The organism is Arthrobacter sp. 754 (genome assembly GCF_040548695.1).
GTDB lineage: Bacteria > Actinomycetota > Actinomycetes > Actinomycetales > Micrococcaceae > Arthrobacter.
Genome location: NZ_JBEPSC010000005.1, coordinates 161,361 through 183,769, shown reverse-complemented (window position 1 = coordinate 183,769; position 22,409 = coordinate 161,361). Strand labels below are relative to the sequence as shown.

19 protein-coding genes are annotated in these 22,409 nt (G+C 65.4%); 11 read left to right on the top strand and 8 right to left on the bottom strand.

The genetic code is table 11. The features are described from left to right. The first annotated feature begins 137 nt into the window (after positions 1-137). The gene (locus tag ABIA70_RS15590) at positions 138-890 is read left to right on the top strand and encodes an SDR family oxidoreductase (RefSeq protein WP_354148476.1); all 753 of its coding nucleotides are present in this window, start codon (positions 138-140) and stop codon (positions 888-890) included. A gap of 76 nt (positions 891-966) precedes the next feature. On the opposite strand, the gene serB is transcribed toward ABIA70_RS15590, so the two are convergent. Then, positions 967-1,860, bottom strand: coding sequence for a phosphoserine phosphatase SerB (gene serB / locus ABIA70_RS15585; protein ID WP_354148475.1), 894 nt, complete (start codon positions 1,858-1,860; stop codon positions 967-969). A 132-nt stretch (positions 1,861-1,992) separates the two neighbouring features. On the opposite strand from serB, the gene ABIA70_RS15580 reads away from it, so the two are divergent. The 5 genes from ABIA70_RS15580 (at position 1,993) to lplAB (ending at position 5,969) form a co-directional block, all read left to right on the top strand. After that, entirely contained in the window at positions 1,993-2,778 is a 786-nt protein-coding gene (locus ABIA70_RS15580) for an ABC transporter ATP-binding protein (RefSeq protein WP_354148474.1), read from the top strand. 20 nt (positions 2,779-2,798) lie between these two features. Further along, the gene (locus ABIA70_RS15575) at positions 2,799-3,584 is read left to right on the top strand and encodes a sulfite exporter TauE/SafE family protein (RefSeq protein ID WP_354148473.1); all 786 of its coding nucleotides are present in this window, start codon (positions 2,799-2,801) and stop codon (positions 3,582-3,584) included. A gap of 7 nt (positions 3,585-3,591) precedes the next feature. After that, on the top strand, positions 3,592-4,416 hold the full coding sequence (locus tag ABIA70_RS15570; protein ID WP_354148472.1) for a TrmH family RNA methyltransferase: 825 nt from the start codon (positions 3,592-3,594) through the stop codon (positions 4,414-4,416). Between the two features lie 102 nt (positions 4,417-4,518). Next, positions 4,519-4,776: a type B 50S ribosomal protein L31 gene (locus tag ABIA70_RS15565; RefSeq protein WP_024365679.1), complete on the top strand. Its 258-nt coding sequence runs from the start codon at positions 4,519-4,521 to the stop codon at positions 4,774-4,776. Positions 4,777-4,877: 101 nt separating this feature from the next. Next, the gene (lplAB, locus tag ABIA70_RS15560) at positions 4,878-5,969 is read left to right on the top strand and encodes a lipoate-protein ligase LplAB (protein WP_354148471.1); all 1,092 of its coding nucleotides are present in this window, start codon (positions 4,878-4,880) and stop codon (positions 5,967-5,969) included. Between the two features lie 17 nt (positions 5,970-5,986). Here the strand turns inward: lplAB and pepN are convergent, their stop codons facing one another. Both pepN and ABIA70_RS15550 read right to left on the bottom strand, forming a co-directional pair. Continuing rightward, entirely contained in the window at positions 5,987-8,599 is a 2,613-nt protein-coding gene (gene pepN / locus ABIA70_RS15555) for an aminopeptidase N (protein WP_354148470.1), read from the bottom strand. A 66-nt stretch (positions 8,600-8,665) separates the two neighbouring features. Further along, positions 8,666-9,667: a YeiH family protein gene (locus ABIA70_RS15550; RefSeq protein WP_354148699.1), complete on the bottom strand. Its 1,002-nt coding sequence runs from the start codon at positions 9,665-9,667 to the stop codon at positions 8,666-8,668. Positions 9,668-9,806: 139 nt separating this feature from the next. Here ABIA70_RS15550 and ABIA70_RS15545 point away from each other — a divergent pair, with 139 nt between their 5' ends. The 3 genes from ABIA70_RS15545 to ABIA70_RS15535 all read left to right on the top strand — a co-directional run bounded on the left by ABIA70_RS15545 (position 9,807) and on the right by ABIA70_RS15535 (position 13,213). Further along, positions 9,807-11,363, top strand: coding sequence for a circularly permuted type 2 ATP-grasp protein (locus tag ABIA70_RS15545; protein ID WP_354148469.1), 1,557 nt, complete (start codon positions 9,807-9,809; stop codon positions 11,361-11,363). A gap of 75 nt (positions 11,364-11,438) precedes the next feature. Continuing rightward, positions 11,439-12,365, top strand: a complete 927-nt coding sequence (locus ABIA70_RS15540) for an alpha-E domain-containing protein (protein ID WP_111909491.1) — start codon at positions 11,439-11,441, stop codon at positions 12,363-12,365. After that, the gene (locus ABIA70_RS15535) at positions 12,362-13,213 is read left to right on the top strand and encodes a transglutaminase family protein (protein WP_354148468.1); all 852 of its coding nucleotides are present in this window, start codon (positions 12,362-12,364) and stop codon (positions 13,211-13,213) included. Before ABIA70_RS15540 ends, ABIA70_RS15535 begins: the two co-directional genes overlap by 4 nt. Before the next feature lie 53 nt (positions 13,214-13,266). Here ABIA70_RS15535 and ABIA70_RS15530 read toward each other — a convergent pair whose 3' ends face one another. The 3 genes from ABIA70_RS15530 to glgC all read right to left on the bottom strand — a co-directional run bounded on the left by ABIA70_RS15530 (position 13,267) and on the right by glgC (position 16,709). Further along, a complete protein-coding gene (locus ABIA70_RS15530; protein WP_354148467.1) occupies positions 13,267-13,731 on the bottom strand; it encodes a pyridoxamine 5'-phosphate oxidase family protein in 465 nt (154 codons plus the stop codon). A gap of 43 nt (positions 13,732-13,774) precedes the next feature. After that, positions 13,775-15,226: an SDR family NAD(P)-dependent oxidoreductase gene (locus tag ABIA70_RS15525; protein ID WP_354148466.1), complete on the bottom strand. Its 1,452-nt coding sequence runs from the start codon at positions 15,224-15,226 to the stop codon at positions 13,775-13,777. Between the two features lie 73 nt (positions 15,227-15,299). Further along, a complete protein-coding gene (gene glgC, locus ABIA70_RS15520; RefSeq protein WP_354148465.1) occupies positions 15,300-16,709 on the bottom strand; it encodes a glucose-1-phosphate adenylyltransferase in 1,410 nt (469 codons plus the stop codon). Positions 16,710-16,810: 101 nt separating this feature from the next. Here glgC and glgA point away from each other — a divergent pair, with 101 nt between their 5' ends. After that, entirely contained in the window at positions 16,811-18,007 is a 1,197-nt protein-coding gene (glgA, locus tag ABIA70_RS15515; RefSeq protein ID WP_354148464.1) for a glycogen synthase, read from the top strand. 118 nt (positions 18,008-18,125) lie between these two features. Here the strand turns inward: glgA and ABIA70_RS15510 are convergent, their stop codons facing one another. Together ABIA70_RS15510 and ABIA70_RS15505 are read right to left on the bottom strand one after the other, a co-directional pair. Further along, on the bottom strand, positions 18,126-20,270 hold the full coding sequence (locus ABIA70_RS15510; RefSeq protein ID WP_354148463.1) for an acyl-CoA dehydrogenase family protein: 2,145 nt from the start codon (positions 20,268-20,270) through the stop codon (positions 18,126-18,128). Between the two features lies 1 nt (position 20,271). Next, positions 20,272-20,979: a TetR/AcrR family transcriptional regulator gene (locus tag ABIA70_RS15505; RefSeq protein WP_502917216.1), complete on the bottom strand. Its 708-nt coding sequence runs from the start codon at positions 20,977-20,979 to the stop codon at positions 20,272-20,274. A gap of 61 nt (positions 20,980-21,040) precedes the next feature. Between ABIA70_RS15505 and ABIA70_RS15500 the strand changes: the two genes are divergently transcribed. Beyond that, the gene (locus ABIA70_RS15500; protein WP_354148461.1) at positions 21,041-22,408 is read left to right on the top strand and encodes an acetyl-CoA C-acetyltransferase; all 1,368 of its coding nucleotides are present in this window, start codon (positions 21,041-21,043) and stop codon (positions 22,406-22,408) included. Position 22,409 lies beyond the last annotated feature (1 nt).

Genomic DNA, 22,409 nt, shown 5'->3' with positions numbered 1-22,409 from the left:
GGGGCACCCCGGCTCTGACCGGACACTAGGCGGGCCGGGCTTCTTTGTGGGGGTCACACAAGCAGATCCGGGTTCAGCGCTGGCATGATGGACTGCAGACATAGAGGCTTTAGACGTTTCGAACAAAAGGAGTACATATGGGACTGCTGGACAACAAGACCGCCATCGTTACCGGATCCTCACGGGGAATTGGCGCCGAAGTGGCCAAGAACCTCGCTGCCGAAGGTGCCGCCGTCGTAGTTAACTACCGCCAGAAGGCGCCGCGCGCCAACAAAGTGGTGGCCGGAATTGAAGCCGCGGGGGGTCGTGCCGTCGCTGTGGGTGCTGACCTCACCACCCAGGAAGGCGTTCAGGCCCTGGCCAGCGCGGCCATGGAGAACTTCGGTTCGCTGGACATCCTGGTCCTCAACGCCTCCGGCGGCATGGAATCAGGCATGGCGGACGATTACGCGCTCAAGCTGAACCGTGACGCGCAGGTCAATATGCTCAACGCCGCAGTGCCGCTCATGAAGGAGGGCTCGCGCGTGGTCTTCGTCACCAGCCACCAGGCACACTTCATCAACTCCGTGCCCACCATGCCGGAGTACGAGCCGGTGGCCCGCAGCAAGCGGGCCGGTGAGGACGCTTTGCGCGAGCTCCTGCCGAACCTGGCCGAAAAGGGTGTCTCCCTGGTGGTGGTGTCCGGCGACATGATCGAAGGAACCGTCACGGCGACGCTGCTGGACCGGTCGAACCCGGGCGCCATCGAGGCCCGCCGAGCCGAGGCCGGCAAGCTTTACTCCGTGGAGGAGTTCGCTGAGGTGGTGGCCGGCATGGCCACCGCTGACGTCGAGTCCGGCCACACGGAGTACGCCGGCGGCTCGGACTACTTCGGCAAGAGCGCGAAGTAAGTCCTTCGTCAACGGGGAAGGCACTCCATGGTGAACATCACCGTGGAGTGCCTTTCTTGCGTTCAGGGTGCGAGGATCAGACGCCGGCGATGTGCCGCACGGCGTCGAGGTAGGGCATGTTGATGGCCGAATCGGCCACCGCACGGACAGCGGGCTTGGCGTTGAAGGCAACTCCGATTCCGGCCGCTCCGAGCATGTCCAGATCATTCGCACCATCACCCACGGCGATGGTGTGCTCCATGGGGATCCCCTCGGCGGCGGACCACTCGCGCAGGTACTTCTCCTTGGCGGCCCGGTCAATGACTGCCCCGAGGACCTTGCCTGTCAGGGCGCCGTCCACGATTTCCAGCTCGTTCGCGATCCAGTAGTGCAGGCCCAGGCCCTCGGCGATGGGCCGGAGGATCTGGTTGAACCCGCCCGAAACCACGGCAACAACATGGCCTGCGGCCTTGAACGCGGCCACCAGCTCAGCGGCGCCTTCACTCAGTCTGACCTCAGCGCGAACGGAATCGACGACGTTCGCGGGCAGCCCCGCGAGGACCGCCACCCGGGCATGCAGGCTCTGGGCGAAGTCGAGTTCCCCGCGCATGGCGGCTTCAGTGACGGCGGCAACTTCTTCGCGCTTGCCTGCGTATGCGGCGAGTAGTTCGATGACTTCCTGCTGGATCAGTGTTGAGTCGACGTCCATGATCAGGAACTTGCGGGGCGCTGTCCGCAGGGCCGCCGGGACAATCGCCGTATCGACTCCGTCCTGGCTGTGCCGGGCAACAGCGTGCCGGAGGGCGGAGATGCCTGCTGCCGAGGCGTCGGGCAGGGCGAGATCCGCGGTGTGAACGTCGTACCGGCCGTCCCCGGCCTGGGTTTCCGCTTGGAGGGCCGCGCCGTGGCCCGTGAGCAGGGAACGCAGCTGTTCGAGCTCCGCGGGGATCAGTTTGGGGCCGTAGCTGACCGCAGTCACGTTCGAAGTCATGGCTGCAATCTTAGCCAGCGGGGGACTGCCTCCGGAATTTGTTGCCCCCAGGGAAGCGGGCCGGGCCTTCATCGCGTTGCGGCGATGTATCAGTTATCAGTCGGCCTCCGTTTTGTCCTAGTGTCTACTCCTATGAGTGATGTTCTTGAATTGGCCGCCGTCAGCGTTGTCCGTGGTGCTAAAACGCTCCTGAACAAGGTGGATTGGCAGGTCAAGGAAGGCGAGCGTTGGGTCATCCTCGGTCCCAACGGCGCGGGCAAGACCACTCTCCTGCAGATTGCTGCTGCCCGGCTGCATCCCACCAGCGGCATGGCCGGCATCCTGGAGGAAATCCTCGGTGCAGTGGACGTTTTTGAACTGCGCCCCCGGATCGGGCTCTCGTCCGCTGCGCTGGCGAACCAGATCCCCGAGCACGAGAAAGTGCTGAACGTGGTGGTGACTGCGGCCTATGGCGTGACGGGCCGCTGGCGCGAGGGGTACGAGAAGGCCGATGAACGCCGCGCCTTCACCCTGCTCAACGAATGGGGCATGGGGCCACTGCTCAACCGGCCGTTCGCTTCGCTGTCCGAGGGGGAGCGCAAACGGGTGCAGATCGCCCGCGCCCTGATGACCGATCCGGAACTCCTGCTGCTGGACGAGCCCGGTGCCGGCCTGGACCTGGGCGGCCGCGAGGACCTGGTGCACCGCCTCAGCGAGCTCGCCCGGGACGAGGACGCTCCGGCCATCGTGCTGGTCACCCACCACCTGGAAGAAGTGCCGCCGGGCTTCACGCACGCCATGCTGCTGCGCGAAGCGAATGTCGTTGCAGCCGGTCCCATCGAAGAGGTTCTCACCGCCGCGAACCTGAGTGAAACGTTCGGCCTTGACCTTGATGTCACGGTCAACGCGGGCAGGTACACCGCCGCTGCCCGCCGCTAGACGGCGCACACACCAGTACCTTGGATCTTCTCGGCAGTATCTTTGTGCTCGTCGCCGGCCTGTGGGCCGGAACCATCAACGCCGTCGTCGGCTCCGGCACTCTTGTTACCTTTCCTGTCCTTCTCGCCCTCGGCCTCACGCCCGTCGTCGCCACCATGAGCAACGCCATGGGCCTGATCGCCGGCGGCGCCTCCGGGGCGTGGGGCTACCGCAGGGAACTCAAAGGCAGGGGCCGGCAACTGCTCAGGCTCCTGCCGGCGTCGCTGCTGGGCGGCATTACCGGTGCCTTCCTGCTGCTGAATCTTCCCGAGAAGGTGTTCCACTTTGTCGCCCCGGTCCTCCTGGTCCTGGCTCTCCTGATGGTGGTCTTCCAGCCGCGCCTGCAGGCCTGGGTACGAACTCGCGAAGAGAACCCCGAGCACGCGGTGCGCGACAAGCGGCACGGCATCCTCCTGCTCGTGCTGGTCTACCTGGCCGGCGTCTACGGGGGCTACTTCGTCGCAGCCCAGGGGATCCTGCTGGTGGGCATCCTGGGGATCTTCCTCACCGGCACCATCCAGAATGCCAACGCCATGAAGAACATCCTGGTGCTGGGCGTCAATCTCATTGCCGCGGTCTCGTATCTTCTCTTCGCCTTCGACCGTATCAACTGGCTGGTGGTGCTCCTGATCGCGGTGAGCTCCACCATCGGCGGGCTCCTGGGGTCGAAGATCGGACGGCGGCTGTCCCCACCCGTGCTTCGGATTGTCATCTTTGCGCTGGGCCTGGTGGCTCTGGGCTTTATGATCGCCAACCTGCTGGAATAATCGACCGGTGACAATCCACTACCTCGAATCCGCCCAGGATCCCCGCGTCTCCGACTACACGCAGCTGACGGACGTGCATCTGCGCAAGCTCCGTGAACCGGCGGAGGGCATGTACATCGCCGAATCCTCCCGCGTGCTGCGCCGGGCGTTGGCCGCGGGACACCAGCCGAGGTCATTCTTCCTCGCAGAAAAGTGGCTGGCGGATCTCCAGGACGTCCTCAGCTCCTATCCGGACGTTCCGGCGTTCATCGGAACGGCCGCCCTGCTGGAGGAGATCACCGGATTTCACCTGCACCGCGGAGCGATGGCAGCCATGCAGCGGCCGGCGCCGTTGCCGCTGAACGAACTCCTGGCGGGCGCCCGCCGGATAGCCGTTCTGGAAGACATTGTGGACCACACCAACGTTGGTGCCATCTTCCGCTCGGCTGCGGCGCTGGACATCGATGCCGTGCTGGTCTCACCGCGCTGCGGCGACCCCCTCTACCGCCGCAGCGTCCGGGTCAGCATGGGCACCGTGTTCCAGGTGCCATGGGCCCGGCTGGAGGCCTGGCCGCAGGATCTGGCACTCCTCCAGCAGCACGGCTTCACCGTTGCGGCGTTGGAACTCACCGGGGACGCCGTCGATGTGGATGAGCTGGCCGCACGGAATCCGGACCGGCTCGCCCTGGTGCTGGGCACCGAAGGTGCCGGCATGAGCGCCGCGACGCTCGCCGCCGTCGATCTGGCTGTCAAGATCCCCATGCGCCCCGGTGTCGACTCCCTCAACGTGGCTGCCGCCTCGGCGGTTGCCTTCTGGGAACTCCGTCCGCGTGGTTCGCGGGGTTCACGCTGATCGGCTATTATTGATAGCTGGCTGTACTGCGCCTTCTGCAGCGGCCATCCCATTCATACCTGGCAGCTGGCAAAATCCAGTTGTGCGAACAAAGGTCCAATTATGAAGTCTGATACACACCCGAAGTACGAAGCTGTTGTTTTCAACGACCTGGCTTCCGGCGTCAAGTTCCTGACCAAGTCCACCGTGTCTTCGAAGAAGACCATCGAGTGGGAAGACGGAAACACCTACCCGGTTATTGACGTCGAAATCTCCTCCGAGTCCCACCCGTTCTACACGGGCAAGCAGCGCATCATGGACTCTGCAGGCCGCGTCGAGCGCTTCAACGCTCGCTTCAAGGGCTTCGGCGGCAAGAAGTAATTCACTTCCCCCTCAACGTTCTTTGACAAAGCCCGCACCGGAAACGGTGCGGGCTTTGTGCGTTTCCCGCACCATTGCCAAAGTGCGGCAGGATGGAAGGCATGACTGACACAGCTGCCCCCGCCGACGGTCCCACCGCCCTCCTTCACGGCGAGTACAAAGTCCCCGGCGGCAAGCTCGTAGTGGTGGACCTCGACGTAGAGGACGGGCACCTTGCGCATGTTTCCGTAAGCGGAGACTTTTTCCTGGAACCTGACGAGGCGCTTTTGGACATCAACCGTTCCCTCACCGGGCTCCCTGACACCACGACGGCGGCAGATCTGTCCGCTGCTGTGGCTGCCGGCCTGCCTGAGGACGCCGTGCTGTTCGGCTTTTCGGCAGATGCCGTGGCCGTCACCGTCAGGCGTGCCCTCGCCAAGGCAACAACCTGGGCAGACCATCACTGGAACATCATTGCACCCACGGTTTTGCCCACCCACGTCAACGTTGCCCTGGATGAGGTGCTCACCGAAGAAGTAGGTGCCGGCAGGCGCAACCCCACGTTGCGGTTCTGGGACTGGGAGGAGCCGTCCGTGGTGATCGGCAGCTTCCAGTCATTCCGCAATGAGCTGGACCCCGACGGCGTCGCCCGGCACGGCATCAGCGTGGTCCGCCGGGTCAGCGGCGGCGGAGCGATGTTCATGGAGGCCGGGAATTGCATCACCTACTCCCTCTACCTGCCGCAGACCCTGGTGGACGGGATCAGCTTTGCCGATTCCTACGCCTTCCTGGACGCCTGGGTCATGGCCGCTTTGGAGAAAATCGGGGTCACGGCGTTCTACGTACCCCTGAACGACATCGCCACCGACCAGGGCAAGATCGGCGGCGCCGCGCAGAAGCGGCTGGCCAACGGTGGCATGCTGCACCACGTCACCATGAGCTACGACATCGACGCCGACAAGATGGTTGAAGTGCTGCGCATCGGCAAGGAAAAGCTCTCCGACAAGGGGACCCGCAGCGCCAGGAAACGCGTGGACCCCCTTCGCCGGCAGACGGGGCTGGCCCGCACCGAAATTATCGCGGCCATGATGGAAGTCTTTACCGAACGGTACGCCGCGACGCCCTCGGAACTGACGGGCGCGGAACTGGGGGAAGCCCATCAAAGGGTTGCCGCCAAGTTCGGCACCCGGGAATGGCTGCACCGGATTCCCTAGGGCACCCGACAGCTGTATCAGGTGTGGGCCTGCGCGGTGAGTTCGCGCAGCAGGTGGCTGCGCTGCTCCACCACAATCCGCCGCAAGGCCGCAGGGGCGTCGGTGTTGGCAGCCAGCCACTCACCGGTGCGGAGCACCACCGGCTGCTGCTCAGGCCGCATACCGGCTGCGAGGTCCTGGGCGTGCGGGTACAGCCCCTGGACGATGCGGCTGGCGATTTCGATGGTCCGGCTGTCCCAGACCCCGCGGAGGCATTCGAAATACGGCTCCACATAGGGCTCCAGCACTGCGGCGGGTGCGGTTGTGAAGCCGGCGATCGTGGCGCTGAGGATCTGGTTCGAGAGCTCCGTCCCGTGTACAGCTGCGTCCCAGACGGCGGCCTTCACCCCGGGGTCCGGACGGGCGGCGGCAGCCGTCGCGTGCCCGGCCTTGCCCGCGGCGGTCTTGTCCCGCTCCAGTTCATCGTCCAGCTCCGCGAGGGTGGCCTGGCCGTTGGCCGCAAGCGCATGCCAGAGCGTCCAGCGCAGCTCCGCATCCACCGCCAGCCCTACCACCTGTTCAGTGCCGTCCAGGAGGCCTCTGAGGCGGGGGAGGAGCGCGGCGTCGTGACGGCTGACAGAGGCCAGCGTCCGCGCCCATGCGAGCTGGTGGTCCGAGCCCGGCGCCGCGGAGTCCAGCTGCTTGTCCACGGCTGACAGGAACCCACTGCGCAGTGTGTCCCGCCGGACCGTGGGTGTGAAGCGTTCGACGGCGGCCTCGGCGTTGTCGAGGATGTTCAGCAGAACGCCGATCCCCGTTTCAGACGGTCCGAAGGCCTGGACCGCGTCGACGTAGCGCTCCGCCGGGCTTTCCGCATCCCGGGCGGAGTTCCAGAGCGCAGTCCACACGAGGGCCCGCGCCATGGGATCGGCGATCCTGTCCAGCGATTGCAGTACTGTGGCCTCGGACGCCCGGTCCAGCCTGGCCTTGGCATAGGTCAGGTCGTCGTCATTCAACAGCAGAAGGGCAGGCCGTGGCTGGCCGGTGAGTTCGGGAAGGGGCGTCCGGGCGCCCGTGACGTCCGTTTCGATGCTCCCGGTCCGGACCAGTGCACCGTGTGGATCGAAGTTGTACAGGCCCACGCGCAGCCGGTGCGGCCGGAGCTCCTTCCGTCCCGTGACAGGGTCAACAGCATCCTGGACGATGGACACGGAGCCAAGGACGTCGTCGTGCGTTTCCTCCTCAATGGAGAGGGTGGAGATGCCGGAGGTCTGGAGCCACGGCGCCGCCCAGGCGGCGAGGTCGCGGCCGGAAGCAGCGCTGAGGGCCTTCAGGAGGTCTGCCAACGTGGTGTTGCCGTAGGCATGGTCCCGGAAATACTGACGGGAGCCGGCGATGAACGCGTCAAACCCCACATAGGCCACCAGCTGTTTGAGCACCGATGCGCCCTTGGCATAGGTGATTCCGTCGAAGTTCTGCTTGGCGGCCTCAAGGTCGGGGATGTCGGCAACGATGGGGTGCGTGGTGGGCAGTTGGTCCTGCACATAGGCCCACGCCTTGCGCTTGTTCGCGAAGTTCACCCACGCCGTATCCCAGTCCGTGGCGCGGTCCACGCCGAGGGTTCCCATGTAGTCGGCAAACGATTCCTTGAGCCACAGATCGTCCCACCACTGCATGGTGACGAGGTCGCCAAACCACATGTGGGCCATCTCGTGCATGAGGGTGTTGGCGCGTCCCTGGTACTGCGCGCCGGTGGCACGGGAGGTAAACACATAGCTTTCGGTGAAGGTCACCAGCCCCGGGTTTTCCATCGCGCCGAGGTTGTATTCGGGCACAAAGGCCTGATCATACTTTCCCCACGGGTAGGGGAAGTCGAAAAGGCGGTTGAAGAAATCCAGCCCGTTCCTGGTGAGGCGGAACAGCTCTGATGGATCGAAGGATTCCGCCATGGAGGCCCGGCAATAGAGGGCCAGTGGCACCTCCAGCTGTGTGCCGTCCTCGAGCGTTCCACTCCAGTGGTCCTGGGCTTTGAAGTAGGGTCCGGCCAGCACAGTGGTGATGTACGTGGACATCGGCCGCGTGGCAGCGAAGTCCCAGCGGCTGGTGGCCGGATCACTGGTTAGCGCAGTCCGGGCGGCCTCGACTCCGTTGGACGCGACCTCCCAATCCGACGGCGCCAGCACATGGAAGGTGAACTCGGCTTTGAGGTCCGGCTGCTCGAAGTTCGCGAACACCCGCCGCGCATCGGCCGGCTCGTACTGTGTGTAGAGATAGCACTGGCCATCGGCCGGGTCCACGAAGCGGTGCATGCCTTCGCCGGAGCGGCTGTACAGCGCTGTCCCCGTGACTGTGACCTGGTTCTCCGCCTGCAGGTTCTCCAGCCGGATCCGGGAACCGTCTACTGCCCCAGCCACCGGCAGGTCCTTGCCGTTCAGGAACACACTGTGCACCTCGCCGGCAATGAAGTCCAGGAAGGTGGACGTTCCCGGTCCGGTCCCGGCAGAGGAAAAGTTGATGACACTGCGGCTGGTGTAGCCTGCAACATCCGGATCAGCGGCCCCGCGCACGTCCAACGTCACGTCGTAGCCGTGGGTGGTGATCAGGGCTGAACGTCGGGCGGCTTCGCTGCGCAGCAGATTCTCGTGTGACACTCCGCTATCTAATCACGGTACTCCGACGGCGTTTTCCGGCCCCCTGGGCCCGGCCGCCCGTATCCCTTAGGCGGTCATGAGCAGGGCCGCTGCCAGGCCCAGGAGGGCGATCAGCAGCCATGCGGACAATGCAGCGGACAGTGCCCGGGCGCCCGTGTGCAGGAGGGTGCGGATCCGCACCGCGGACCCCAGCCCGAAGAGCGCCGCTCCCAGGACTATGTCCTGCAGCCCGGCTCCTGCATCGAGCCAGGCCTCCGACAGCCAGCCAGTGGACCGTAGTGCCACCATCACCACGAACCCGACGACGAACAGCGGCACCAGCGGAGGTAGGGATTTCTCCCCGGAGCCGTGGGAACGGTGATTGGAACGGTGGTGCAAGCCAGCCACCGCCACCACGGGTGCCAGCAGCAGGACGCGCGTCAGCTTGACGACGACGGCGAGGCCCAGTGCCGCAGTGCCGGCGGTCTGGGCGGTAGCCACCACCTGCCCGACGTCGTGAACTGACGCACCCGTCCAGGCACCGAATGCCAACGGACTCAGGTGCAGCGGCTGCATCAGCAACGGCAGCAGGCCGATCGCCAGCGTGCCGCAAAGGGTTACCAGTGCGACCGGAAGCACGGTGTCCGCATGCCTGATGCGGCGCACCGCCGCCATGGCACCTATTGCGGACGCCCCACAGATCGAAAAGCCGGTGGCCACCAGCAGCGCGGTCTCCTGGGGGAGCCGGAAAAGCCTCACGAGGAGGTACGTGCCGACGAAACTCACCAGAACCACGCCGCTGATCAGGAGCATGGCGGGCCATCCCAGGCCCAGAATGTCCTGGATGCTGACTTTGAGGCCCAGCAGGACAATCCCGGCGCGCATAAAGTGCTTCCCGGCGAAATCGAGGCCGGGCCGGGCCCGGCCGGCAGTCCAGACCGCAGTGCCGGGAAGGTTTGCGGCGAGCAGACCCAGGGCAACTGCCACGGTCATGGCAGGCAGCGCGGGGATGAGGGCGTGCACGGCGAAAGCAGCGGCCAGCGCGGGGGCGGCGGTCACCAGGCCGGGCAGCAGCCTGCGGCTCCTCATCTTTGGCACTGATACACCTTGGACACTCACCTACTTTGCAGGACGGGTCCGGTATTCGGCGAACCGGCGCTGGCCCGTCAACACGCCACAATGGATGACGGTAATGAATTCGAAACAAAAAGATGGTTGGCTTTAGGGCATGTCAGACCTTTTCCAGGATTACTCCGTGGCCGCCGTACGCACCGGCGCCTACGACGAGATGTTCACTCCCGGCCAGGAGGCCCGCGACTCCTACGCGGAGGTGGCGGACGCCCTCGGCAAGCTCTCCCTTGCGGACGTCAGCGCACGGGCGGACTCGATGGCGCGGACCTTCCTGGACCGTGGTGTGACCTTCGACTTCGCGGGGGAGGAACGGCCGTTCCCGCTGGACATCGTTCCGCGCGTCATCCCCGCCGATGAGTGGACAGTGCTGGAAAAAGGTGTGGCGCAGCGGGTACGGGCCCTCGAGGCCTTCCTGAACGATGTCTACGACAAGATGGCAGTGGTTACGGACGGCGTCATTCCACGCCAGCTGGTCACCACCAGCGCCCACTTCCACCGCCAGGTTCACGGCTTTGAGCCGTCCGGCGGGGTCCGCGTCCACATTTCCGGTATCGACGTGGTCCGCGACGCCGCCGGAACCTTCCGTGTACTGGAGGACAATGTCCGTGTGCCTTCAGGCGTCAGCTACGTCCTGGAGAACCGGCGCGCAATGGCCAAGGGCCTGCCCGAAGCGTTTGGCCAGCAGCTCATCCGGCCGGTCGAGGAATACCCCCGCCGGCTGCTGTCCGCCCTGCGCAAGACGGCCCCCGCCGGCGTCGATGACCCCACCGTCGTTGTCCTGACGCCCGGGGTCTTCAACAGCGCCTACTTCGAGCACACCCTGCTGGCCGGCCTGATGGGCGTTGAGCTGGTTGAGGGCCGCGACCTCATCTGCCGCGGCAACCGGGTCTACATGCGCACCACGGCCGGAGAGCAGCGCGTGGACGTGATCTACAAGCGGATCGACGACGAATTCCTGGACCCCCTGCAGTTCCGCTCAGACTCCATGCTCGGCTGCCCCGGGCTGGTCAACGCCGCACGGGCCGGTGGCGTGACCATCGCCAACGCAGTCGGCAACGGCGTGGCCGACGACAAACTCGTCTACAGCTACGTTCCGGATCTGATCCGGTACTACCTCAACGAAGAACCCGTCATCGCGAACGTGGACACTTTCCGGCTGGAAGAGAAGGAAGCCCGGGAGTACGTCCTGGACAACCTCGCCGAACTGGTGGTGAAGCCCGTGGACGGCTCCGGCGGCAAGGGCCTGGTCATCGGTCCGGACGCGTCCAAAGACGAACTCGAAGCATTGCGCCAGCGGGTCATCGCAGACCCCCGCGGCTGGATCGCCCAGCCGGTGCTGCAGCTCTCTACCGTGCCCACTTTGGGCGGGGACAAGTTCGGCCCCCGGCACGTGGACCTGCGTCCCTTTGCCGTGAACGACGGCGACGACGTCTGGGTGCTGCCCGGCGGCCTGACGCGGGTGGCGCTGAAGGAGGGATCCCTGATCGTGAACTCCAGCCAGGGTGGCGGTTCGAAGGATACGTGGGTGCTGGCCAACTCGCCGCAGGTGCCGGTTGAGACCATCCCGCGGCCCACCATTTCCATCCGTGAGCGGGTTTCCGTGTGGCCCGTCGAGAGCAACTGGCGCGACCGCCAGTCGGAGCAGCAGCAGTGAGCCCGGCACAGGAACCGGCACAATCAGTCACGGGTTCAACCCCACAGATCTTGGACGCCCAGGAGGTAGCCGCGAATGCTTAGCCGTATTGCTGAGTCCCTTTTTTGGATCGGACGGTACGTTGAGCGCGCCGACGGTACGGCACGCATCCTGGACGTGCACCTCGAGCGCCTGAACCACCTTCCCATGGACGAACGCCGCAGGGTGGCGCAGGAACTGCTCGCCGTCATGGGCGCCCGGCCGCAGAGCGAGGACTTCGGCCTGCCCGAACTTCTTCACGCCCTGGCCTATGACAAGACCAGCGCGACCTCCATCGCCGGGTCTTTGGGCGCCGCCCGCGAGAACGCCCGCCGTGCCCGCGAGACCGTGTCCTCCGGACTGTGGGAAAGCCTCAACACTACGTACTACGGGCTCAGCCAGCACCGCAAGGACGTCGTCGGGACCTACCGCTTCTGCAATTGGACGCTGGAACGGACCGCCATGGTCAGCGGCCTGGCGGACACCACGGTGAGCCACGACGAAAGCTGGCTGTTCCTGGTACTGGGCCGGTCCCTTGAGCGCGCCGACATGACCGCGCGGATGCTCTCCACCCGCGACGTCCTCTCCGCAGGCATGTCCTGGGTGAACATGCTGCGGTGTGCCGGGGCTTATGAATCCTTCCTGCGGACCCGCCGCGCTGCCTTCGGGGACCAGCACGCCGCCGAGTTCCTCCTGCTGGACCGCTTGTTTCCCCGTTCCATTGTCTACGCCCTGCGCGACGCCGACGAATGCCTCGCCAAGCTGGACCCCTCGGCTCAGCGCGTGGGCTTCATCAACGACGCCCGCCGGATTGTCGGGCAGGCCCGGACCTTCCTCGAGTTCCACCGGACCGACGATCTGATGTCCGAACTGCCGGAGCACATGGAACGCGTGCAGAAGGCCGTGGCCCAGGCCTCGGACGCCATTTCCCGTAAGTACTTCAATCAGGCGGACGAACTTGCCTGGGTGGGAGAAGTTTCATGACCCGGCTGAGTATCGTCCACACGACGGCCTACAAGTACAACAAGCGCGTCACGCTCTCCTATAACGAAGCCCGCATGACGCCCCTGACCGATCCCCAGCAGGTGGTCCTCGAGTCGGTGCTCAAGGTATCCCCGACCCAGGCGGCCGTCAGCAGTTACCGTGACTACTGGGGCACCAGGGTTACAGCCTTCGATATGCAGATGCCGCACGACCACCTCGAAGTCATCTCCAACATCACGGTGGAGGTTCACCGTGCGGAGAAAATCCCGTCGGATTCGGAGATCGCCGGCTGGGACGTGCTGGCTTCGGCCGAGACCCTGAACAGGTTCAGTGACTGGTTGCCGCAGTCCCAGCTGAGCGGCCCGGGGGACGAGGTCCTGGGAATTATCCCCGGCGTGGTGGCGGGCAAGAACCCGTACGAGGCAGCGCAGGCGATCTTCGGGTGGATGCGCGGTGAGATGACGTACATGACGGGTTCCACGGCGGTGACCACCAACGCCGAGGAAGCCTGGGGCCAGCGGCAGGGCGTCTGCCAGGACCTTGCGCACCTGGCCATCGGCGCACTGCGAAGTTGCGGAATCCCGGCCCGCTATGTGTCCGGCTACCTGCACCCGCGGTCGACGGCGGGAATCGGCGAGACGGTTGCCGGCCAGTCCCATGCGTGGCTGGAGTGGTGGGACGGGGACTGGCGCAGTTGGGACCCGACCAACCACAAGCCCGCCGGTGACTACCATGTCACCGTGGCGAAGGGCCGGGACTACCGGGACGTGCCGCCGCTGAAGGGCATCCTGTCCGGCGGCGGCGGATCGGCGCTGAGCGTCAGCGTGGAAATCACCCGCCTCGCCTGACTGGCTGTAGGACTGTCCGTCGGACCGCCCCGGGGGCCGGAAGTCCGGGGGACCTACTCCGGGGATGCCTTCGCTGCTCCGCTGAGCTGGGTCCACCACGTCACAGGAGCGGTGACCTTGAACCGCCTGCCCGTGAGGGTGTCAGGGCTGATCCTCACAAAAACGTCCTTTTTCCCTGCTTGCCAGGGGAACAGGTAGAGGGCTGCGGTGTCCAGGATCCGTTCCGTCCCCTTCACCACGGCTGCGGGCCCCTTCAGCACCACGCTCCAAGCGAGGCCGCTGACGGCATCAACGCCGTCAGCCTCCACAGCCACCGGTGAGCCTCCTGTGGCGCTGGCCAGCTTGGTGCCCTCGGCGGTGCGGAAAACCAGCGTGCCGCCGTCGACGGTGAAGTTAATGGGGAAGATGTCCGGGTGACCGTCCACCACCACGGCCAGCCTGCCCACGGACACGGTCCGGAGCAGTTCCCAGCACTCGTGGTGTTCCAGGTTATGCACTTCGGAAATTGATTCGCTCATGCCGCTGAGCCTACGCCGTAGCGGGCCCGCAGGACAGTTCCTGTTACCAGGGGCTGGGCTTGTAATCCTTCAGGAAGACCCCGTACTGGTCCTCGCCCGCTTCGCCCATCACGATCGGATCGTAAACGCGCGCGGCGCCGTCAACCAGGTCCAGGGGAGCGTGGAAGCCCTCTTCCATCAGCCGGACCTTGGTGAAGTGCGGCCGTTCATCAGTGATCCAGCCCGTGTCCACCGCCGTCATCAGGATCCCGTCAGCGTCCAGCATTTCCTGCGCGCTGGTCCTGGTCATCATGTTGAGGGCGGCCTTTGCCATGTTCGTATGGGGATGGCCGGGTCCCTTGTAGGCCCGGGAGAACTGGCCTTCCATGGCGGATACGTTCACAATGTATTTCCGGTGCGCCGTGGAGCGTTTCATCGCCTCCCGCAGCCTGCTGACCAGCAGGAACGGAGCGGTGACGTTGCAGAGCTGGACTTCCAGCATTTCCAGCGGGTCCACCTCGTCCACCACCTGGGTCCAGCTGTTGATGCCGGCGAGGTCCGGGACCAGGCCGCCGGCGTCGATGGCCGTGCCGGCGGCAATGCGCTCCAGCGAGGCTGACCCTGTGGAGAGCGCCAATGACGTGATGGCGTCGCCGGCCAGCACAGGGTGCTCGGTGACACTGCTCGCCAGGGCAAGGGGGTGCTTGTCATGGGCATGGCCGAACGTGACAAGCTCCGGGCCGCCGTTGGCCGGTTCCAAGGCCGCCGGCAACGGTTCGTCCTCAGCGTCCACCAACGGTTTGTAGGCGTTGCCGGAACGGCGCACCGTCTGGGCGGCGTTGTTGATGATGATGTCCAGGGGGCCTGCAGTGTTCAGGGAATCCGTTAGGGCCATCACCTGGGAGGGGTCGCGGAGGTCGATGCCCACGATCCGGAGCCGGTGGAGCCAGTCGCCGCTGTCCTCCATGGCCGCGAACCGGCGGGCCGCATCTTTGGGGAACCTGGTGGTGATGGTGGTGTGCGCGCCGTCCCGGAGCAGGCGCAGGGCGATGTACATGCCGATCTTGGCGCGCCCGCCGGTCAGCAGCGCAGCCCTGCCGGAGAGGTCCGTCCGGGCATCGCGTTTGCTGTGGCTGAAGGCTGCGCATTCCGGGCAGAGCTGGTGGTAGAAGGCGTCCACCTGGGTGTAATGCTTCTTGCAGATGTAGCACGGCCGCGAACGGATCAGATGCCCCGCCACCTTGCCGGTGGCTGACGTCTCCAGCTTGTTGCCGCGCGTTTCGTCGTCGATCCGGTCCGGGGCCGCTGTTGCCGTCTGGGCGATAACCGCGCGGTCCGCTTCTGAGATCAGATCCCGCTTGGTCACCCTGCGGTGGCGCTTCACGGCCTTGAACATCTTGCCGGTGGCACGGCGTACCGAGACGTAGTCAGGGTGTTCCTCGTCGTAGACGTGGATAGTGTTCAAAACCTTGAGGCAGGCCTGGATTTCCTCAGGCGTCAGATCGGGGGAGCTCATTGTACTGATTTTACAGCCTGAAGAAGATCCGGCCGGCCCTGGTGTCAGGGTCCGGCCGGGACAACCGGGCGGTTCAGGAACGTCTGGCGCCGGAAGGGGCCCCCGCCGACGTGCCGGCGTGCTCTCCCGTTGCCTGCTTTATGGAGTCCCGGAATTCCGGAGACTGGGCAGTGGCGGCCCTGACTGCATTCGGAAGAAGGTGCATGTTCCTGGCGGCAAGCTCCCGCTCGGCGTCCCCCGGTTCCGGGACCTCCTGGCCCTTGGAAAGTACCGTGATGCCGGATTCGGTGACCTTGAAACCCCGGGCACGGTCCAGGTCGTGGTCCAGGCCGATGGCTGCACCGGCGGGCACCTTGACGTTCTTATCAATGATGGCGTGGTTCACCACCGCACCTTCACCGATGTACACCTTGTCCATCAGGACGGAATCCACCACCCGGCTGCCGGTCCCCACAAACACGTCCTGGGACAGGACCGAGCCCTCGACGATGCCGCCGGAGACGACCACGCCGCTGGAGACAATCGAGTCAAGGGCTGTTCCTACGGCGTCATTGACGCCCCGCACAAATTTGGCCGGCGGCGAAATGCTCTGCCGGGTGTAGATGGGCCACTCGGAGTTGTAGAGGTTGAAGACGGGCAGCGGTGAGATGAGGTCAATGTGTGCGTCGTAGAACGAATCGATGGTGCCAACGTCACGCCAGTAGGTCCGGTCACGCTCTGTCGAACCGGGAATGTCATTGAGCGTGAAGTCATAGACGCCGGCCTCACCCTGGTTGACGAAGTAGGGGATGATGTCCCCGCCCATGTCGTGTTTGGTGTCAAGCCGCTCGGCGTCGACATGCAGGGCAGCCACCAAAGCATCGGCGTTGAAGACGTAGTTGCCCATCGAGGCGAGGAACTGGGTGGGGTCCGCGGCGAGGCCGGGGGTGGTGGCAGGCTTCTCCACAAAAGCGGCGATCTTCTGGGGATCGTTCTGGTCCACTTCGATCACGCCGAACTGGTTTGCCATGTGCAGCGGCTGGCGTACAGCAGCAACGGTGGCCTTGGCCCCGCTGAGAACGTGCTGCTCAACCATCTGTGCGAAGTCCATGCGATAGACGTGGTCCGCACCGACCACGACGACGATGTCGGGGTTGGCGTCATGGATCAGGTTCAGGGACTGGTAGATGGCGTTGGCGCTGCCCAGGAACCAGCTCTTGCCGACGCGCTGCTGTGCAGGGACGGAGGCGACGTAGTTGCCGAGCTGGGTGGACATCCGCCAGGTTTCGGAGATGTGCCGGTCAAGGCTGTGGGATTTATATTGCGTCAACACCACGATCTGCAGATAGCGGGAATTCACCAGGTTGGAGAGGGCGAAGTCGATCAGGCGGTAGCTGCCCGCAAAGGGCACGGCCGGTTTGGCACGGTCTGCCGTCAGTGGCATTAGCCGGTTTCCCTCGCCGCCTGCGAGGACAATAGCCAGGACTTTTTTGTTCAACGGCATGGTGGTCGCTCCTGTACGCCTTCGTAACTCCCCAAACAGTCCGGCATGCCCGGACTCCTTCACACTAGAACAGTTAAGCCGGAACGACTACCTTGGGTAGCGTGCGAATAGACATTGTGACTAAAGAGTTCCCGCCGGAGATCTATGGTGGCGCCGGAGTCCACGTAGCCGAGTTGAGCAGGGTGCTTAGTAAGCATGTTGACCTGCAGGTTCGTGCTTTCGGCGCTCCCCGTGATGCCGATTACCACGGGGCCGGGGTGACATCCTATTCCGTGCCCGAGGACCTCGGTTCGGCCAATGCCGCCATCCAGACGCTCGGTGTGGACCTCCGGATCGTCCCGGACGTCGCGGGCGCAGACCTCGTCCATTCGCACACCTGGTATGCCAACATGGCGGGCCACCTGGCATCGCTGTTGCACGGCATCCCGCACGTCCTGAGCGCCCACAGCCTTGAACCGCTGCGCCCCTGGAAAGCGGAGCAGCTCGGCGGCGGCTACGCTGTCTCCTCCTGGGTCGAGAAGACCGCCTACGAGGCCGCAGCAGCCATCATCGCGGTTTCCGAGGGCATGCGCCAGGACATCCTGCGCAGCTACCCCGAGGTGGACCCTGCCAAGGTCCGTGTGGTGCATAACGGCATCGACGTCGACATGTGGCACCGCGACGAAAACGACGACGCCATCAGGGCACTTGGCATTGACCCTGACAAGCCCAGCGTGGTGTTCGTAGGCCGCAACACCCGCCAGAAGGGTGTGCCGTATCTCCTGCGCGCCGCGGCAAAGCTGCCTGCAGATGTGCAGCTTGTGCTGTGCCTCGGCGCGGCCGACACCCCTGAGCTGGCGGCGGAGACTGCACGCCTGATCGAGGAACTGCAGACCCAGCGGACCGGCGTCGTTCTCATTGAGCGGATGCTGCCCCGGAACGAACTGATCCAGGTCCTCAGCCACGCCACGGCTTTCGCCTGCCCCTCCATCTACGAGCCGCTGGGCATCGTCAACCTGGAAGCCATGGCCTGTGGTGCTGCCGTCGTTGCGAGCGCCACCGGCGGGATCCCCGAGGTGGTCGAGCACGGCAGGACCGGCCTGCTGGTGGACATCGAGCAGGTCACCGACGGCACGGGCACGCCGCTGGATCCGGAGAAGTTCGTCACAGAATTTGCCGCGGCCCTGACCGAGGTGGTGTCAGATCCCGAACGGGCCCGGGCCATGGGGCAGGCCGGCCGGCGCCGCGCGGAAGAGCACTTCTCCTGGGAGTCCATCACGGAAACCACCCTCGAGGTGTACCGGTCAGTTCTCTCCTGACGCGTCGGTTCTGACGTACGTTCAGCCAGTACACGACGACGGCGCCGCCCCCGCAGAGGGGGAGCGGCGCCGTCGTCATCTGTAAGTGGAAGGCGGGGCTGCCGGTCCGCTGGACGGCTTACTGGCCGCGGGTCGGCCGGGAGTTTGCGGCCGCCTTGGCGGCGGCCCCGGCCGAGGCACGGGCGATCAGCACCTTCTCATCGACAGGGGCGTTGCCGCTTGCGCGTTGTGCCCTGAAGTAGGCGCGCGCCTCGTCCTGCCGCGCCTTCTCAGCACCGGTAGCGATCGCGGCACGGACGTGGTCATCGCCGTACCCGAAGGCTTCCACCAGGTCCAGCGCATGCGGCCGGATCTTCACCAGCAGGCGGTTGATGTAACCGCCTACCGTCCGCGCCCGCTGCATGGAGAGCCTGCCGTTCATGAGGTACCACGAGAGGTTCTTTTCGATCAGCGAGAGGCCGAAGAGGTCACGGAGCCAGGTCAGGACGGTTTTGGTACCAGGGTCTGTGACGTCGGCGAGAGCTTCAGTGAAGGCCTCCCACTGCAGGAGTTCGGCGTGGGCCTGGGCGGCATCAATCAGCTCGTTCTGGTGCTGGTTGAAAAGGGCCGCACCCTTTTCAACCGGCAGCTTGTTGGCACCCTTCAATGCCGAACCGACGTCGGCCACCATGGTCTGGACCCGGTCGGTGAGCAGCGCCCGCTGGCCGTCCTCGTCCCGGAGGGCCAAGGCTGCCTTCTGGACTGAGCCGGTGTCGGCAACGAACTGCGCCACCTGGCGAAGGCCGGTCCGGTGGATGGCCGCGCCGGTCGCCTGGCCGACGACGTAGCGGGCCAGAACGCCGAAATCGACGTTCCGGAATTCCTTGGCATAGTCGGCCAGGAGGCGTTTGGCCACGAGCTGGAGGAGCACCGTATTGTCGCCTTCAAAGGTGACGTACACATCCAGGTCGGCACGGAGGGAAGCGAAGCGGTTTTCGATCAGGAACCCGGCGCCGCCACAGGCTTCCCGGCACTCCTGCAGGGTGTCGAGGGCATGCCAGGTGCTGAGCGGCTTGAGGGCGGCCGCGAGGGTCTCCAGGTCCTGCCTGTCAGCGTCGGTGTCATGGGCGCCGGAAAAGACTTCGTCGTACTTCCGGAGCAGCTGCTCGTGTGCGAAGCCTGCGGCGTAGGTGGTGGCCAGGCGGGTGAGCAGGCGGCGCTGGTGCCGCTGGTAGTCCAGGAGGACCTCCTCGTCGGTGTGGGACGAGGCGTTGAACTGGCGGCGCTCTGTGGCGTAACGGACCGCAGCAGTAAGGGCGATCTTCGACGCCGCCACCGCTGCGCCGTCCAGCGATACCCTGCCCTGGACGAGGGTTCCCAGCATGGTGAAGAACCGGCGGCCGGGGCTTGCGATGGTGGACGTGTAGGTGCCGTCCGCAGCCACGTCACCGTAGCGGTTGAGCAGGTTTGTCCTCGGAATGCGGACGTTGTCAAAGTGCAGCCGGCCGTTGTCGATGCCGTTGAGGCCGCCCTTGACGCCGTCGTCTTCACCGCCGATGCCCGGCAGGAACTCTTTGGTCCCGGGGTCCCGCAGCTCCACGTAGAAGGCGTGTACGCCGTGATTGACGCCCTTGGTCACCAGCTGGGCAAAAACCACCGCGTCCAGACCGTCGACGGCTGCGTTTCCGATGTAGTCCTTCCACGCCGCGCGGAACGGCGTGTGGACTATGAACTCCTGGGTCTCCGGGTCGAAAGTGGCCGTGGTGGCGATGCTGGCGACGTCGGAGCCGTGGCCGGTCTCCGTCATGGCGAAGCAGCCGGGGATCTCCAGGCTCATGATGCCCGGCAGCCACTTGGCATGGTGCCCGGCGGTACCCAGGTGCATGACGGCTGAGCCGAACAGGCCCCATTGGACGCCGGCCTTGATCTGCAGGGACGGATCCGCGGTGACCAGTTCCTCGAACCCGGCCACATTGCCGCCGTGGTCATCGGCACCGCCCAGCTCCGACGGAAAAGCCCGGTGCACGCCATTGTTCTCGACGAGGTACGTCAGCTGGCCGAAGGCCCGGGCCCGGTGGTCGGTGTGGGTCAGGCCTTCAATTTTGTGAAGTTCCGGCTGACTGGCCAGCGCACGTGCCTGCCGGCGGGCAGCCGCCCACTTGCCAAGCAGCTGTTCGCCAAGGGCCGCAACGTCAACGGCGGGCTGGACAGCCGTTTGCTGAGTGGCAGCCGGGACGCCCGTGGCGGGCCCGTTGCCGGTGGGACGGTCAACTACTTCAGTCATGTCAATGTCCTTCGTTGGTTCTGACAATTGGTTCGATAAGTTCAGGGGCGATACCGACGCACAGCCACGCCGTGATCTGGCGGGCCATGGCTTCCTGGTCCGGTTTCGTGCCCGACTCCGGCGTGCTGAGCCACTGCTCGCCCGCGTTCCGGACCAGGCCGATCGCTGCCGTGGGCCAGTATCCGATCACCGCTTCCTTGCCGCCGCCCAGGTGTGTCCGCATCGGCGCGGCGATCATCTCGGCGATGGATTCGAAGAAGTGGCCCAGCGCGCCTGAGATCGCCGCCGATGCCTGGGGACTGACCGCTTCAGCGGGGGAGTGGCGGGTGACAAAGGCGTACACGTTGGGGCTGGTCTCCGCCATCTGCAGGTACGCGGAAATCATGGCGAGCAGCCCTTCGCGCGGTGTCTGGGCGCTCTGGGCGGCGTCGCGGATCTTGCGCTGCATCTGGCTGAGGACAACTTCACCCACCGCCTGCTGCAGGCCGGCCTTGTCGCCGAAATACCGGTAGAAGACAGACTTGGACGTGCCCGCAGCGGCCGCAATTTCCTCCATGGAGGCATCGCTGCCCAGAGCATGCACTGCACGCCGCGCAGACTTGATGAGCTCCCGGCGTCGCTCCTCCCTGTGCGTCTGCCAGCGTGAGGAGCGGCCGTCGGCACTCGCGCCGGAAGGCGGCGTAGGAAGGTCCGGGGAGAGGTTGTTCACGATACCCAGCGTATCAGGTACGCTGGGTATCGATAACCGCCGCAGATCAGAGGAGACAGCCATGTCCGTCAACGGACAGTCCGCAACCGGACCCCAGGAATTCAGCAGCTCCGCAGTATCCGGCGGAGTGCGGCCGCTTCGCCGGGCAGTGGTGGTGGGCGGCAACAGGATCCCGTTCGCCCGCACGGGAGGTGCGTACACCAAGTCGTCCAACCAGGACATGCTCACGGCTGCCCTGGACGGCCTGATCGCCAGGTTCGGGCTGCAGGATGAGCGCATCGGCGAGGTGGCGGCCGGCGCGGTCCTTAAGCACTCCAGGGATTTCAACCTCACCCGCGAAGCCGTTCTCGGTTCCGCATTGTCAGCAGAGACTCCCGCCTATGACGTGCAGCAGGCGTGTGCGACAGGCCTTGAGACCGTCCTCGGCCTGGCCAACAAGATCAAGCTGGGCCAGATCGATTCCGCGATCGCCGGCGGCGTGGACTCGGCATCGGACGCGCCGATCGCGGTCAGCGAAGGGCTGCGCGAAGTCCTCCTCGATCTCAACCGGGCCAAGACCCTACCCCAGCGCCTGAAAGTGCTCAGCCGGCTCCGGCCCAAGGACATTGCACCCGACGCGCCGAACACCGGGGAGCCGCGCACGGGCCTGTCGATGGGGGAGCACCAGGCGCTGACTACCGCCCAGTGGAATATTCCGCGTGAAGCCCAGGACGAACTTGCCTACAACAGCCACCGCAACCTGGCGGCAGCCTACGATGCAGGTTTTTTCGATGACCTCCTGACGCCCTACCGCGGGCTGTCCCGGGACTCCAATCTCAGGGCGGACACCACCCTGGAGAAGCTGGCCACGCTCAAGCCCGTGTTCGGGAAGAGCCTCGGCGCGGAGGCCACTATGACGGCGGGAAACTCGACGCCGCTGACCGACGGAGCATCCACGGTCCTGCTTGCCTCGGAGGACTGGGCTGACGCCCATGACCTGCCCAAGCTCGCAGCCGTGGTGGACGGCGAAGCTGCTGCCGTGGATTTCGTCCACGGCAAGGACGGCCTGCTGATGGCCCCGGCGTTCGCGGTCCCGCGGCTGCTGGCCCGCAACGGCCTGACGCTTGCGGACTTTGACTTCTTCGAGATCCACGAGGCCTTCGCCGGGACCGTCCTGAGCACCCTGGCTGCGTGGGAGGACGAGGAATTCGGCCGCACCCGGCTCGGGTTGGACGGCGCCTTCGGGAGCATCGACCGGACCAGGCTGAACGTCAATGGCTCCTCCTTGGCCGCGGGGCACCCGTTTGCAGCCACCGGCGGCCGGATCGTCGCCTCGCTCGCAAAGATGCTGGCGGCAAAGAGGACGGTCGACGGCAGGCCGGCACGCGGCCTGATATCCATCTGCGCAGCCGGCGGCCAGGGCGTCGTCGCAATTCTCGAAGCACTCTAGG

Bases quoted from the DNA above. Each gene is read 5' to 3' on its own strand.
- ABIA70_RS15510 (WP_354148463.1), bottom strand. From the start codon at position 20,270: ATGACTGAAGTAGTTGACCGTCCCACCGGCAACGGGCCCGCCACGGGC.
- lplAB (WP_354148471.1), top strand. From the start codon at position 4,878: ATGACTGACACAGCTGCCCCCGCCGACGGTCCCACCGCCCTCCTTCAC.
- ABIA70_RS15535 (WP_354148468.1), top strand. From the start codon at position 12,362: ATGACCCGGCTGAGTATCGTCCACACGACGGCCTACAAGTACAACAAG.
- ABIA70_RS15590 (WP_354148476.1), top strand. From the start codon at position 138: ATGGGACTGCTGGACAACAAGACCGCCATCGTTACCGGATCCTCACGG.
- glgC (WP_354148465.1), bottom strand. From the start codon at position 16,709: ATGCCGTTGAACAAAAAAGTCCTGGCTATTGTCCTCGCAGGCGGCGAG.
- ABIA70_RS15550 (WP_354148699.1), bottom strand. From the start codon at position 9,667: ATGAGGAGCCGCAGGCTGCTGCCCGGCCTGGTGACCGCCGCCCCCGCG.
- ABIA70_RS15525 (WP_354148466.1), bottom strand. From the start codon at position 15,226: ATGAGCTCCCCCGATCTGACGCCTGAGGAAATCCAGGCCTGCCTCAAG.
- ABIA70_RS15530 (WP_354148467.1), bottom strand. From the start codon at position 13,731: ATGAGCGAATCAATTTCCGAAGTGCATAACCTGGAACACCACGAGTGC.
- ABIA70_RS15545 (WP_354148469.1), top strand. From the start codon at position 9,807: ATGTCAGACCTTTTCCAGGATTACTCCGTGGCCGCCGTACGCACCGGC.
- ABIA70_RS15580 (WP_354148474.1), top strand. From the start codon at position 1,993: ATGAGTGATGTTCTTGAATTGGCCGCCGTCAGCGTTGTCCGTGGTGCT.
- serB (WP_354148475.1), bottom strand. From the start codon at position 1,860: ATGACTTCGAACGTGACTGCGGTCAGCTACGGCCCCAAACTGATCCCC.
- ABIA70_RS15540 (WP_111909491.1), top strand. From the start codon at position 11,439: ATGCTTAGCCGTATTGCTGAGTCCCTTTTTTGGATCGGACGGTACGTT.
- ABIA70_RS15565 (WP_024365679.1), top strand. From the start codon at position 4,519: ATGAAGTCTGATACACACCCGAAGTACGAAGCTGTTGTTTTCAACGAC.
- ABIA70_RS15500 (WP_354148461.1), top strand. From the start codon at position 21,041: ATGTCCGTCAACGGACAGTCCGCAACCGGACCCCAGGAATTCAGCAGC.